At 67.3% G+C, this 13139-nt stretch carries 10 protein-coding genes; 5 read left to right on the top strand and 5 right to left on the bottom strand.

Features of this window, described 5'->3' with window-relative positions:
• Positions 1 to 40 precede the first annotated feature (40 nt).
• Both AS031_RS04900 and AS031_RS04895 read right to left on the bottom strand, forming a co-directional pair.
• Positions 41 to 1435, bottom strand: coding sequence for a class II 3-deoxy-7-phosphoheptulonate synthase (locus AS031_RS04900; protein WP_058267031.1), 1395 nt, complete (start codon positions 1433 to 1435; stop codon positions 41 to 43).
• A 104-nt stretch (positions 1436 to 1539) separates the two neighbouring features.
• Positions 1540 to 2292 (bottom strand): lysophospholipid acyltransferase family protein, encoded by a 753-nt coding sequence (locus AS031_RS04895; RefSeq protein ID WP_058267030.1) that lies wholly within the window; start codon positions 2290 to 2292, stop codon positions 1540 to 1542.
• Positions 2293 to 2405: 113 nt separating this feature from the next.
• On the opposite strand from AS031_RS04895, the gene AS031_RS04890 reads away from it, so the two are divergent.
• From AS031_RS04890 to AS031_RS04880, 3 genes are read left to right on the top strand one after another with little or no spacing between them, the layout of a single operon-like run.
• Positions 2406 to 3194, top strand: coding sequence for an alpha/beta hydrolase (locus tag AS031_RS04890; protein WP_058267029.1), 789 nt, complete (start codon positions 2406 to 2408; stop codon positions 3192 to 3194).
• On the top strand, positions 3191 to 4003 hold the full coding sequence (locus tag AS031_RS04885; RefSeq protein ID WP_058267028.1) for an alpha/beta hydrolase: 813 nt from the start codon (positions 3191 to 3193) through the stop codon (positions 4001 to 4003). The genes AS031_RS04890 and AS031_RS04885 overlap by 4 nt, the downstream gene beginning before the upstream one ends.
• Positions 3990 to 4517 carry a hypothetical protein gene (locus AS031_RS04880; RefSeq protein WP_058267027.1) on the top strand — a complete coding sequence of 176 codons (528 nt, stop codon included), beginning with the start codon at positions 3990 to 3992 and terminating at the stop codon, positions 4515 to 4517. The genes AS031_RS04885 and AS031_RS04880 overlap by 14 nt, the downstream gene beginning before the upstream one ends.
• Before the next feature lie 4 nt (positions 4518 to 4521).
• Here AS031_RS04880 and AS031_RS04875 read toward each other — a convergent pair whose 3' ends face one another.
• Positions 4522 to 5613: an ROK family glucokinase gene (locus AS031_RS04875; protein ID WP_058267026.1), complete on the bottom strand. Its 1092-nt coding sequence runs from the start codon at positions 5611 to 5613 to the stop codon at positions 4522 to 4524.
• A gap of 187 nt (positions 5614 to 5800) precedes the next feature.
• Between AS031_RS04875 and AS031_RS04870 the strand changes: the two genes are divergently transcribed.
• Positions 5801 to 7609 (top strand): AMP-dependent synthetase/ligase, encoded by a 1809-nt coding sequence (locus AS031_RS04870; RefSeq protein ID WP_058267025.1) that lies wholly within the window; start codon positions 5801 to 5803, stop codon positions 7607 to 7609.
• A gap of 216 nt (positions 7610 to 7825) precedes the next feature.
• Here AS031_RS04870 and AS031_RS04865 read toward each other — a convergent pair whose 3' ends face one another.
• A complete protein-coding gene (locus AS031_RS04865; protein ID WP_058267024.1) occupies positions 7826 to 11224 on the bottom strand; it encodes a pyruvate carboxylase in 3399 nt (1132 codons plus the stop codon).
• A gap of 302 nt (positions 11225 to 11526) precedes the next feature.
• Here AS031_RS04865 and AS031_RS04860 point away from each other — a divergent pair, with 302 nt between their 5' ends.
• Entirely contained in the window at positions 11527 to 12348 is an 822-nt protein-coding gene (locus tag AS031_RS04860; protein WP_058267023.1) for a ParA family protein, read from the top strand.
• A 101-nt stretch (positions 12349 to 12449) separates the two neighbouring features.
• Here the strand turns inward: AS031_RS04860 and AS031_RS04855 are convergent, their stop codons facing one another.
• Positions 12450 to 13043, bottom strand: coding sequence for a MerR family transcriptional regulator (locus AS031_RS04855; protein ID WP_045732426.1), 594 nt, complete (start codon positions 13041 to 13043; stop codon positions 12450 to 12452).
• Positions 13044 to 13139: the final 96 nt, after the last annotated feature.

Raw genomic sequence — 13139 nt, 5'->3', positions numbered from 1 at the left:
CTGCGCAGACTGCGCGGCGGCCCCTGCTTCAAGTTCAGGTTCAGTGCCTGGTCAGTGCGCCCGCCACCAGGAAGGCCATTTCCAGGGACTGCATGTGGTTGAGGCGGGGATCGCAAACGGACTCGTACCGGTCCAGGAAGGCATCCTGGTCGATGGGGTCGGCGCCGCCGAGGCACTCGGCAACGTCGTCGCCCGTCATCTCCACGTGCAGGCCGCCCGGGACCGTTCCGAGGCTGTGGTGCACCTCGAAGAAGCCGCGCACCTCGTCAATGACGTCGTCGAAATTGCGCGTCTTGTACCCGTTGGGCGAGGTAACGGTGTTGCCGTGCATGGGGTCGGTGACCCACAGGACCTGGGCGCCGGAGGCGGTGACTTTCTCCACGACGGCGGGCAGCTTCTCGCGGATGTTGCCCGCCCCCATGCGGGTGATGAAGGTCAGCCGGCCCGGCTCGCGCTCCGGATCGAGCTTGTCGATCAGGCGCAGGGCGTCATCTCCGGTGGTGGAAGGTCCAAGCTTCACGCCGATGGGGTTGCGCACCCGGGACAGGAAGTCCACGTGGGCATGGTCCAGTTCACGGGTCCGCTCGCCGATCCACAGGAAGTGGGCCGACGTGTCATAGGGGAAGCCGGTGCGGGAATCGATGCGGGTCAGCGCGCGCTCGTAGTCAAGCAGCAGTGCCTCGTGGCTGGCGAAGAACTCCACGCGCTTGAGTGCCTCGAAGTCGGCGCCGCAGGAGTCCATGAATTTGATGGCACGGTCAATGTCCCGGGCCAGTGACTCGTAGCGGGCGTGGGCCGGGTTCTCGGTGAAGCCCTTGTTCCACTGGTGCACCGAGCGCAGATCAGCGAAGCCGCCCTGGGTGAAGGCGCGGATGAGGTTCAGGGTGGAGGCGGAGGTGTGGTACGCCCGGAGCATGCGGGACGCATCGTGGCCGCGGGACTCCGGGGTGAACTCGTAGCCGTTGACGATGTCGCCGCGGTAGGCAGGCAGGGTTACGCCATCACGGGTTTCCTCATTGGAGGACCGCGGCTTGGCGAACTGGCCCGCCATCCGCCCCATCTTGATGACCGGCATTGCGGCGCCGTAGGTCAGGACCACTGCCATCTGGAGGATGGTCTTTACCCGGGCGCTGATCTTGTCCGCCGTGGCGGCCTCAAACGTTTCCGCGCAGTCACCGCCCTGCAGCAGGAAGGCCTTGCCCTGCGCCGCTGCGGCCAGCCGTTCCCGGAGCACGTCGACCTCGCCGGCGAACACCAGCGGCGGAAGCACGGACAGTTCCTTCACGGAAGCATCGAAAACGTCCCTGTCCTGCCAGCTGGGCTGCTGGGAGATCGGCAGGTCCCGCCAGTCGTCCAGTCCGGGATAGTTGGCGGCGCCGCTCTGGGCGGTGCTGGACAGCGAAAAGGCGGGTTTTGCAGATAGCTCAGTCACCATCTAAGACTAGCGTCCGCGCACGTGGGGTGGACACCGCGCTGTCACGCTGGGCGACCCCGGCGTCACAAGGGCCGGCCGCCCGGAGCAGCGCTACCGGTAGAGGGCTACGCCTCCGCGGCACCGTCCCCCGGAGGCGGAGAAGCCAGCGGCTCGGCGGACGCTGCCGGCTCCGCGGGTTTGCCGGCGAGGCGCAGCTTCACCACGGCGGCATACTCATCCACGTATTCCTGCCCTGACAGGCGCTGCAGCTCAAGCATGATCCGGTCTGTGACCGTCCGCTGCGTGCCCCGGTCCTCGGCCTGGTCGCGGTAAGCGCTGAAGTCCAGCGGTTCACCGAAGATCATGCCAATCCGGCGGATATTGGGGAGGCGCTTGCCAATAGGCTGGACCTTGTCCGTGCCGATCATGGCCACGGGGATGACCGGAACCCCGGCCTGGAGCGCCAGCCTGGCAACCCCCACCTTGCCCCGGTACAACCGCGCATCAGGGCTCCGGGTGCCCTCGGGATAAATGCCCAGCAGGCCACCGTTCTCCAGGACCTCCATGCCGGCGCTCAGGGAAGCGGCTGATGCTGCACCCCCGGAACGGTCCATGGGCAGCTGGTTGGTGAGCCGGAAAAACAGGGCCGTAAGCCGGCCCTTGATTCCCGTTCCGGTGAAGTATTCGGATTTGGCCAGGAAGACCACCGGCCGGCGGACCATGAGCGGCATAAAGATGGAGTCCGAGAAGGACAGGTGGTTCGACGCGATGATTGCCGGGCCCCGGTCCGGGATGTTGTCCAGGCCCTTGACCCAGGGGCGGAAGAGAAGCTTCAGCACCGGACCGAGGAAGATCCTCTTCATGACCCAATAAAACACGCGGTGAACCTCTCGGAAGGGCGGTCCCCAGGCTCCGCACCGGGCCTGGCCAGCAGTTCAAATGCAAACCCTACTCTAGTGAGATTTGTCCGGAACAGTGACACGATGGAGTCATGACCGAGAGCAGCACTTCACCGCGTCCCGCCGCTTTCAGCTCTCCCGGCCACGGCCCCAATGCCGACATCGGCATCGCCATCTCCCACGGCTTCACGGGCAGCCCGCTCAGTGTGCTGCCGTGGGCCGAACACCTAGCGGCGGAGGGCTACGCCGTCAGCGTCCCCCTGCTGCCCGGCCATGGAACCGATTGGCAGGAACTGGCCCGGACCGGCTGGCGGGACTGGTACGGCAGCTTCGAAGCCGCGTACCTCGACCTTGCCGCCAGGACCTCCACCTGCTTCGTGGCCGGGCTGTCCATGGGCGGAGCGCTGGCCCTGCTGACTGCCGCCCGGCACGGCACCGCCGGGGTGAGCGTCGTCAACCCGGGCCTGAGCTTCTACGACCGGCGCGTCCGCGTGGTGGGGCTGCTGAAGTACTTCCAGCGCACCACCGCTCCCATCCCGGAGGAACAGTCGACGGCGGCGATCACCGATGACGGCGACTACTCCCGGACACCGCTCGCGGCAGTGCACGAGCTCAAGAAGCTCTTCGCCGTCACGCTGCGCGAACTGCCCGGCGTGACAGCCCCCGTGCAGGTCTTCAAATCCGTAACGGACGAGGTGGTTCCCCCTACCTCCCTGGAACTGCTCAGGGCGCGGCTACGGAACAAGGTCACCGAGGTGGTTGAGCTTGCAGGCAGCGGACACGTGGCTACGCTTGACGTTGACGCACCGGAAATCTTCGCCCGATCCAGCGGATTCTTCCGGGACCACGCCCGCCACTCAAGCCCTTCGGAGACCCCATGACGGCCGCCCCGGACCACAGTCCCTTCAGCAGCGCCTTTACCGGCGACGGCCCGCGGATCGGCGTGGTCCTTTCGCATGGTTTCACCGGCAGCCCGCATGGCGTCCGCGAATGGGCGCACGGCCTCGCAGCCGCGGGCTTCGCGGTACGGATGCCCCTCCTGCCCGGCCACGGCACCAGCTGGCAGGAACTGGCACGGACCCGGTGGCAGCAGTGGCACGGTGCCCTGGATGATGCCTACCGCGAACTCGATGCAGCGTGCGACCACGTCTTTGCCGCCGGGCTGAGCATGGGCGGCGCCCTGGCACTGCGCATCGCCGCCACGCGCCCGGTGGCGGGGGTCGTGGTGGTCAACCCCGGTTTGGTGATCGACGATCCCCGCGCCCCGCTGGCCGGAATCCTGAAGCTCGTCATGAAAAGCACTCCCGCCATTGCCAATGACATCCTCAAGGCAGGCATCGATGAGGGCGCCTACGCCCGCACCCCGGTGGCCGCCGCCCACGAACTGAACAAGATGTTCAAGGACACCGTGAGGCTGCTGCCCCGAATCACTGCCCCCGTGCAGGTTTACCGTTCCACGGTGGACCATGTGGTGTCCGATTCCAGCATCGCCGCCTTGCGGCGCGGCCTCACGCACGCCCCGCTGGAGCTGGTCTCGCTGGAGAACAGCTACCACGTGGCCACCATGGACAACGACGCTGAGCAGATTTTCACAGGGTCCGTGGACTTCATCAGGATGGTCGTCCGAGCCGCGGGCGAGGCGGCGGCCGGTGGGCAGGGGAACCAGGGGGCCAACCATGAACAGGCCTGACCCGGGCTCCGCCGACCAGGGTGCCAACCAGGACGACGCCGTCTGGCTGGACCTGGTGGCCCGGCTGGAGTCGGACACCCCGCCGCCTGAGCGGAACGTGCCCAATCCGTCGGCAGGGCCGGCCCGTCCCGCGTCCTTCCAGGACTTTGATCCCCTGAACCTGTCCCGGCCTGCGCCTGCGGAGGGGCGCGGAGCCGTGCCCGGCCCGGAGGCGGACGGGCAGGAGGCGCCGGACACACTGTCGGGCCCTCGCGACTATGACGTGGAGGACGACGGCGGTGACTTCGTCCCGGAGGAGCCGCCGAGCCTTGCCGGGACCGACCCGCTGACCATGCTGGCGTGGCTGGCGGCGGTCGGCGGCCCCGTGGCTCTGCTGCTGGCCGCGATGTTCTGGCGCTCCGCGCCGCTGCTGGCCATCGTGGGCATCGTCGCCGTGTTCGTCCTGGGCACGGTCTACCTGATCATGAAGCTCCCGCAGGAGAAAAACGGCGACGACGACGGCGCCCGCGTCTGACCTGTCAGCTGCGGACCCTGCTGCTGACCCGCGACAGGTCCGCTGCCCCGATGAGGCCGGCGTTGGGTCCGAGCGCGGCCAGCTGGATCCCCGCGGCGGGCCGGAACCCGCGTCCGGTGAGGTTCCTGGCGAAGGCCTTGCGTGCGGGCTCCACGAGCAGGTCCCCCGCTGAGCACAGTCCGCCGCCGATGACGAAGAGGCCGGGGTCCAGGGCGGCGGCAAGGTTGGCAAGGCCGAGCCCAAGCCACTCCCCTACTTCTTCAATCAGTTCGCGTGAGGCCGTGTCACCCGCCAAGGCGAGGTCCGTAACGATGGCGCCGGTGATGGTCTCGGCGTGTCCGCCGACGGCCGACAGCAGGTCCTGGGCCATCGGTGAGTTGCTGCGGGCCAATACCCTGGCCTCCCGGCCCAGTGCATTGCCGGACGCATACTGCTCCCAGCAGCCACGGTTGCCGCACTCGCACCGGTGCCCGCCCGGCATGATGACCTGGTGGCCGAATTCTCCGGCGACGCCGAAGCGGCCACGCTCCACCCGCCCGTCCATCACCATGGCACCGCCGATGCCGGTGCCGAGGGTGATGCAGACAAGCCGGCTTTCGCCCTTGCCCGCACCGAACCTCCATTCAGCCCAGGCCGCCGCGTCGGCATCATTGGCCAGGAGGACCGGGCGCCGCAGGAGCCGCTGGAGGTTCGCACGAAGCGGTTCGTTCCGCCAGGCGAGATGCGGGCTGAACAGCACCGTGCCGCCGTCGAGGTCCATCCAGCCCGCGGCCCCGATCCCCACCGAGCGGATGCGGTGGCCCCTGCCGAGCTCTTCGACCAGTTCCACGATCACGCGCTCAACCGCCCGGGGATCGGTTCCCGGCGTCGAGCGGCGTGCCTCGGCGAGGATCCGGCCTTCGGCGTCCACCACGCCCGCCGCCACCTTGGTGCCGCCGATGTCGATGCCGATGGCCAGGCCCCTGCGTCCCAGCCGGACCTGCCCTCGCAGCCCGCCGCCGTGGCGGGCGCCTGCACGGTAGGAGGTGGTGCGCCGCTTCCACGGCGCTGACTTACGGAGGGAGCCGGGCTGCTCGCCGGAGGGCGGTGCGTACATAGTCCCCCATTCTAGGCGGGCCGGACGTGCACCCAGGAGGCGGCCACGCCGGGCCTCCCACAGTGCGGCGCCCCATATTGACTGCTAAGTTACTCGCCAGTAACTTTAGGTACAGCACTGTCCCGCAACGGCGTACTAGTCTTGTGGCAAGCCCCTGAGCGGGACTTCGGATATCAAAGGAGCTATAGTGCGCGAATTCAGTGTTCCGCCCCTGGTTGTTGTCCCGCCGGAAACCAACATCACCGACCTGCTGCTGCGGCAGGCGGGCAAGGCCAACAACCCGGCACTGTTTTCCCGGCGCGATGCCTCCGGCTCCTGGCAGGACATCTCTGCCACAGAGTTCCTTGCAGACGTCACCGCCCTGGCCAAGGGCCTGATGGCCAGCGGCGTTAAAGCCGGCGACCGCGTAGGCATCATGTCGCGGACGCGCTACGAGTGGTCCTTGGTGGACTTCGCCATCTGGTTCGCCGGTGCCGTCTCGGTTCCGATCTACGAGACGTCCTCCCCGTCGCAGGTGGCCTGGAACCTCGGCGATTCAGGGGCCGTGGCCGCCTTTGGCGAAGCAGCCCACCACGAGAACATCATCCTTCAGGCGGTCAACGCCGAAGGCCTCACCGACCTCCGCCACGTATGGCAGCTGGAAGGTTCCGGGCTCAATGCCCTCCGGGACGCCGGGCGCGGCGTCAGCGACGAGGAGCTGGAGGCCCGCCGGGCTTCCGCCACGCTCGCGGACACCGCCACCATCATCTACACCTCCGGCACCACGGGCCGGCCCAAAGGCTGCGAACTGACGCACGGAAACTTCGTAGAACTCTCGGACAATGCGCTGGCCATCATCGGCGAGATTGTCCACGAGAACGCCAAAACCATCATGTTCCTGCCCCTGGCCCACGTCTTTGCCAGGTTCATCTCGGTGCTGGCCATGGCCGCCGGGACCACAGTGGCCCACACCCCAGACATCAAGAACCTGCTGGCGGACCTGCAAAGCTACGGGCCCACGTTCATCCTGGCCGTACCGCGCGTGTTCGAGAAGGTCTACAACTCGGCCATGACCAAAGCCGAGGACGGCGGCAAGGGCGCCATCTTCCACCGTGCTGCAGATACCGCCATCGCCTACTCCCGGGCACGCCAGGAAGGCCGGGTGGGACTGGGACTGAAGCTGCGCCACGCGCTCTTCGACAAACTGGTCTACGGCAAGCTGCGAGCTGCCATGGGCGGCCACGTGGCCCACGCTGTTTCCGGCGGCGGCCCGCTCGGCGAACGGCTGGGCCACTTCTTCCAGGGCATCGGCCTCCAGGTCCTGGAGGGTTACGGCCTTACCGAAACCACAGCCCCCATCTCGGTGAACACACCGGCGCTGATCAAGATCGGCTCCGTGGGGAAGCCGCTGCCCGGCAACGCTGTCAGGATTGCCGACGACGGCGAAATCCTCGCCAAGGGCGTCTGCGTGATGCGCGGCTACTACAAGCGTGAAGACCTCACGGCGGACACGTTCGACGACGGCTGGTTCCGCACGGGAGACATCGGCCGCCTCGACGAGGACGGCTTCGTGTGGATCACCGGCCGCAAGAAGGAAATCATCGTCACGGCCGGCGGGAAGAACGTTATTCCTGCCTTGCTGGAGGACCAGATCCGCGCCGACGCCCTGGTGTCCCAGGTATTGGTGGTGGGCGACAACAGGCCGTTCATCGGCGCACTGGTCACGCTGGACCAGGAGGCGCTGCCAGGCTGGCTCCAGCGGCACGGGCTGCCTGCCGGCACCACCTTGGAGGAGGCCGCCGGCAACCCGGTGGTGAAGGCAGCGGTACAGGACCTGATCACGGCTGCCAACGCGTCCGTGTCCCAGGCCGAGGCCATCAAGTCTTTCCGCATCGTCCCGGCAGACTTCACGGAGGCCTCCGGCCATCTGACCCCCTCCATGAAGGTCAAGCGCGCCCAGGTCATGAAGGACTTCGAAACCATCATCGAAGAAATGTACGCAACCCCGCGCTCCTGACGTCCGGGGCCAGGCACGCCCCGATCCTCTGCGTGCTATTCCCCACGCCCCGCTTGGGCCGCTTCGCGGCGAGCGGGGGCGCGGGGCCCCTTTTACGCACGCTGCCGGACCGGGGCCCGCCTGTATGGGCATCCGGTCCGGCGGTGGCTCCAGTAGACAAAAAGGAATGGTCCTCCCGCCGTATGCCGGAAGGACCATTCCTGGTAATTCCGAGTGTTACTGCTCGACGACGAGGAGCAAGTCGCCGCCCTGCACCTGCTCCACCGCGGAGATGGCGAGGCGGGAGACCTTGCCGCCCACCGGCGTCGTGATGGAGGCTTCCATCTTCATGGCTTCGATGGTGGCTACCGTGTCGCCGGCGTTCACCGTGTCTCCGGCCTTCACTGTGACGGTGACGGCACCGGCGAACGGCGCGGCGACCTGGCCGGGCTGGGCGGGGTCGGCCTTCTCGGCAGCCTTGACGTTGCTGACCACGGAACGGTCGCGGACCACCACGGGCCGGGACTGTCCGTTGAGTGTGCACATGACGGTCCGCATGCCTTTTTCGTCGGGCTCGGATACAGCCTCCAGCGAGGCGATCAGGCGCACGCCGCGTTCCAGCTGGATCTCGTGTTCGGCTCCGCGCTGGAAGCCGTAGAGGTAGTCGCGGGTATCGAGGACCGAGATGTTGCCGTACGTTTCCACGCTCTTCAGGTAGTCCTTGGTCGGACCGTCGAAGAGCAGCCGGTTCAGCGTGTGCTGGCGGGTCTTGGAGTCAGCCTTGAGCGCCGCGCTGTCCTCGGCGCTGAGTTCGACGTCGCGGACCTTCACGCTGCGGCCCTGCAGGGCCTTGGTGCGGAACGGTTCCGGCCATCCTCCGGGGGGATCACCGAGTTCGCCGGACAGGAATCCGATGACGGAGTCCGGGATGTCGTAGTTCTGCGGGTTCTCTTCGAAATCGGCGGGGTCGGCGTTGAGCCCCACCAGGTGCAGGGCAAGGTCGCCCACCACCTTGGAGGACGGGGTGACCTTCACCAGGTGGCCCAGGATGCGGTCGGCGGCGGTGTACATGTCCTCGATGGCTTCAAACCGCTCCCCCAGGCCCAGTGCCATGGCCTGCTGGCGGAGGTTGGACAGCTGGCCGCCGGGGATTTCGTGCTTGTACACACGGCCGGTGGGACCGGGCAGCCCCGATTCGAACGGCGCGTAGACGCGGCGGACGGCTTCCCAGTAGGGCTCGAGCGAGCTGACAGCATCCAGGTCCAGTCCGGTGTCGCGGGGCGTGTGTGCCAGCGCTGCCACCAGGGCGGACGCCGACACCTGGCTGGTGGTGCCGGCCAGGGAGGCGGATGCGACGTCGACGGCGTCCACGCCTGCATCCACGGCGGCCAGCAGGGTAGCGAGCTGGCCGCCTGCGGTGTCGTGGGTGTGCAGGTGGACGGGAAGGTCGAAGCGTTCACGCAGCGCCGCCACAAGCTTGGCGGCGGCCGCCGGACGCAGCAGGCCTGCCATGTCCTTGATGGCCAGGATGTGGGCGCCGGCGTCGACGATCTTCTGTGCCAGGTCCAGATAGTAGTCCAGTGTGTACAGCTTCTCGGCCGGGTCAAGCAGGTCGCCCGTGTAGCACAGCGCAACTTCGGCCAGGGCGGTGCCGGTGGCGCGGACGGCGCGGATGGCCGGCGCCATCTGGTTGACGTCGTTGAGGGCGTCGAAGATGCGGAAGATGTCGATACCGGTGGCTGCCGCCTCGTTGACGAACGCCTCGGTGACTTCCTCCGGGTACGGGGTGTATCCCACGGTGTTGCGGCCGCGGAGCAGCATCTGGATGCAGACGTTCGGCATGGCCGCACGCAGGGCTGCGAGCCGGTCCCACGGGTCTTCACCGAGGAAACGGAGTGCGACGTCGTAGGTGGCGCCGCCCCAGGCTTCCACGGACAGCAGCTCAGGGAGCAGGTGCGTGTAGGCAGGGCCGGCGGCCACAAGGTCCCTGGTGCGGACGCGGGTAGCCAGGAGGGACTGGTGGGCGTCGCGGAACGTGGTGTCGGTAACCGCCACGGCGTTTTGTTCGCGCAGTGCCTGGGCGAAGCCCTCCGGTCCCAGTTCGAGGAGTTTCTGCCGGGATCCCGGAGCGGCCTGGCTGCCCTTGACCGACGGCAGCTTGCCGGCCGGGTCGGAGTGGACAGTCAGCTCGCCGTTGGGCTTGTTGACGGTGACATCGGCCAGCCACGTGAGCAGCTTGGTTCCGCGGTCGGCGGAGACCCGTGCCTTGAGCAGCTGCGGCCGCTGGTCGATGAAGTTCGTGGCAACATCGCCGGCAATGAAGTCGGGATCGTCCAGGACGGCCTGGAGGAAGGGGATGTTCGTGGAGACACCACGGATGCGGAACTCTGCCAGTGCTCGCCGCGCACGGGCAACGGCGGCCGGGTAGTCCCTGCCGCGGCAGGTGAGCTTGACCAGCATGGAGTCGAAGTGGGGGCTGATCTCGGCACCCGAGTAGACGGTGCCGCCGTCGAGCCTTACGCCCGCGCCGCCGGCGGAGCGGTAGCCGGTGATCTTTCCGACGTCGGGGCGGAAGCCGTTGGCGGGGTCCTCGGTGGTGATGCGGCTCTGCAGGGCTGCGCCGCGAAGCTTGACGGCGTCCTGGGAGAGGCCCAGGTCGGCGAGGGTTTCACCGGAGGCAATGCGCATCTGGGCCTGCACCAGGTCCACATCGGTCACTTCTTCGGTGACGGTGTGCTCCACCTGGATACGCGGGTTCATTTCGATGAACACGTGCTGGCCGGCCCGCTCGCCCTCGGTGTCCACCAGGAACTCGACCGTACCGGCGTTGACGTAGTTCAGGGCCTGGGCGAACTTCACGGCATCGCGGTACAGCGCCTGGCGGATGCCCTCGTCCAGGTTGGGTGCGGGGGCGATCTCAATGACCTTCTGGTGGCGGCGCTGGATTGAACAGTCCCGCTCGAAGAGATGCATGACGTTGCCTTCAGCGTCCGCGAGGATCTGCACTTCGATGTGCCGCGGGCGCAGGACTGCCTGCTCCAGGAACATGGTGGGGTCGCCGAACGCCGCGTCCGCCTCGCGCATGGCCGACTGCAGCGCCTCGGGCAGGGCCTCACGGGTGTCCACGCGGCGCATGCCGCGGCCGCCGCCGCCTGCAACGGCCTTGGCAAAGATGGGAAAGCCGATCTCGTCGGCAGCGGCCAGCAGCTCGTCCAGGTCTTTGGACGGTGCGCTGGACTTCAGGACGGGGACCCCGGCCTCGCGCGCCGCCTTGAGCGCAGCCACCTTGTTTCCGGCGAGCTCCAGGACCTCGGCGGGCGGGCCGACGAAGGTGATGCCGGCTTCCTTGGCGGCACGGGCCAGGTCAGGGTTTTCGGACAGGAATCCGTAGCCCGGGTAGATGGCGTCGGCGCCGGATTCCTTGGCCACCCGGATGACTTCGGCGACATCCAGGTAGGCACGGACAGGGTGCCCCTCCTCGCCAATCAGGTAGGCCTCGTCCGCTTTCTGGCGGTGGATCGAGTTTCGGTCCTCATGGGGAAAAACGGCAACGGTCTTGGCGCCCAGCTCGTAGCCGGCGCGGAAGGCCCTGATCGCGATTTCGCCGCGGTTGGCCACCAGAACTTTGGAAAACATGCTTCTCCTGCATCATTGCTGGGTGGATCGGTGAGTGGTCACAGTGTCTAGGACCTACAAGGGCAAACACAAATCTTTGTGTCAGCCGTCACAGAATTTCCCGTCATGTCCTGTTTGGTTTGCACCGGGGCGACGCGCAGAGCCCCGCCTGCACCGCCAGTGCCATGCCGACAGCCCGGAAAACGGGATTAGCCGCGGCATCCACATATGATGAGTAGGGCGGCAGGACCGTCCGGCTTCGGTTCCGCCGGAGCAAACATTACTCCCAACACGGCATCCGGCGTTAGGTTTTGGTCTCTCAAGTGCAAGTAGTCAGCATCAGCAGCCTCAAGGGTGGAGTCGGCAAGACTTCCGTCACCACGGGATTGGCCTCTGCGGCACTGGCCGCCGGAATCCGGACACTGGTCGTGGACCTCGATCCCCACGCCGATGCCACCACCGCGCTGGGGGTCCAGCCCGGCGACCAGCTGGATATCGGGAGGATGCTCAAGAGTCCCCGGCGCGCCAAGCTGGCGGAGAACGTGGTCCGGAGCAACTGGAGCGACAGGACCGGCACCAACGGTTCCGGCCCCGCCGTCCTGGATGTCGCCGTCGGCTCCGCGTACACAGGCATCTATGACCGCCCCGACCTGGGCCGCCGCGACCTGCGCCGCCTCTCTGCCGTGCTTGCCGGGGCCGGTGACTACCAGCTGGTGCTGGTGGACTGCCCTCCGTCCCTGAACGGGCTCACCAGGATGGCCTGGTCGGCCAGTGACAAGGTTGCCTTGGTGGCAGAGCCCGGCCTGTTCTCCGTGGCCGGCACGGAGCGGACCATGCGTGCCATCCAGCTGTTCAAGCAGGAGTTCGCGCCCAACCTGTCGCCTGCCGGGATCGTGGCCAACCGCGTCCGCACTGGATCGTCGGAGCATTCCTACCGACTGGCGGAGATGGAGTCCATGTTCGGCGACCTGCTGCTGAGCCCCAGGATCCCCGAACAGGCGAACTGGCAGCAGATCCAGGGTGCCGCCCACCCCGTGCACCACTGGCCGGGCGATTCCGCCAAGGCAGTGTCCGCCCTCTTCGATGAGCTGCTGGGCAACCTGATGACGGCGGGCAGCGGCTTGCGGGTCAGGGTGCGCCAGTAGGGCACTGGCGGCAGACCGTCAGCACACAGAGTTAAGCAGCAGGGGCCGCTCCGTCCGGAGCGGCCCCTGCTGCTTGTCCAAGTATTCGGTTGCCTGCGGCGTCAGCTGATCTTGCGGGCCGCACGACGCTTGCTGAGCTCGTCGTCCGGGAAAGTCTGCTCCGCGGCATGCTCGCTGGGCAGCGATGCCAGGCTGCCTTCCACCTCACGCCAGACTCGTCCGACGGCGATGCCGAAGACACCCTGGCCGCCCTGCACGAGGTCGATGACTTCATCGGCGGAGGTGCATTCGTAGACGCTGGCGCCGTCGCTCATCAGGGTGATCTGCGCCAGGTCTTCCACGCCGCGCTCACGGAGGTGTTCGACGGCGGTACGGATCTGCTGCAGCGATACACCGGTATCCAGGAGCCGCTTGACGACCTTGAGGACCAGGATGTCCCGGAAGCCGTAGAGCCGTTGTGAACCTGAACCCGCGGCGCCGCGGACTGCCGGTTCTACCAGGCCGGTCCTGGCCCAGTAGTCCAGCTGCCGGTAGGTGATGCCGGCCGCTTTGCAGGCGGTGGGTCCGCGGTAGCCCGCGTCCTCGTCCAGGACGGGAAGGTCTTCGGTAAAGAGGAGGCCCTGGGCACCGCTTACGGGCACAGCAGCCCCGGCCGTGGGCTGTTTCAGCCCGCCTGCTTCGCCTTTAGGACTCACCTGGCTCCTCCTTGTCGTACGCTCCCGGGGAACCACAGCAGCAGCCTTGGCCTGAAGACCATGCATGTAATTTTCGCGGGGCGCACTTTCCAGTGT

Source organism: Pseudarthrobacter enclensis, assembly GCF_001457025.1.
Taxonomy (GTDB): Bacteria; Actinomycetota; Actinomycetes; order Actinomycetales; family Micrococcaceae; genus Arthrobacter; species Arthrobacter enclensis.
Note: the sequence above shows the minus strand (reverse complement) of the source record. Positions and strands in the feature narration are given on the sequence as shown.

Coding starts and splice junctions, on each gene's coding strand:
- AS031_RS04900 (WP_058267031.1), bottom strand. CDS start 1,435: ATGGTGACTGAGCTATCTGCAAAACCCGCCTTTTCGCTGTCCAGCACC.
- AS031_RS04890 (WP_058267029.1), top strand. CDS start 2,406: ATGACCGAGAGCAGCACTTCACCGCGTCCCGCCGCTTTCAGCTCTCCC.
- AS031_RS04885 (WP_058267028.1), top strand. CDS start 3,191: ATGACGGCCGCCCCGGACCACAGTCCCTTCAGCAGCGCCTTTACCGGC.
- AS031_RS04880 (WP_058267027.1), top strand. CDS start 3,990: ATGAACAGGCCTGACCCGGGCTCCGCCGACCAGGGTGCCAACCAGGAC.
- AS031_RS04875 (WP_058267026.1), bottom strand. CDS start 5,613: ATGTACGCACCGCCCTCCGGCGAGCAGCCCGGCTCCCTCCGTAAGTCA.
- AS031_RS04865 (WP_058267024.1), bottom strand. CDS start 11,224: ATGTTTTCCAAAGTTCTGGTGGCCAACCGCGGCGAAATCGCGATCAGG.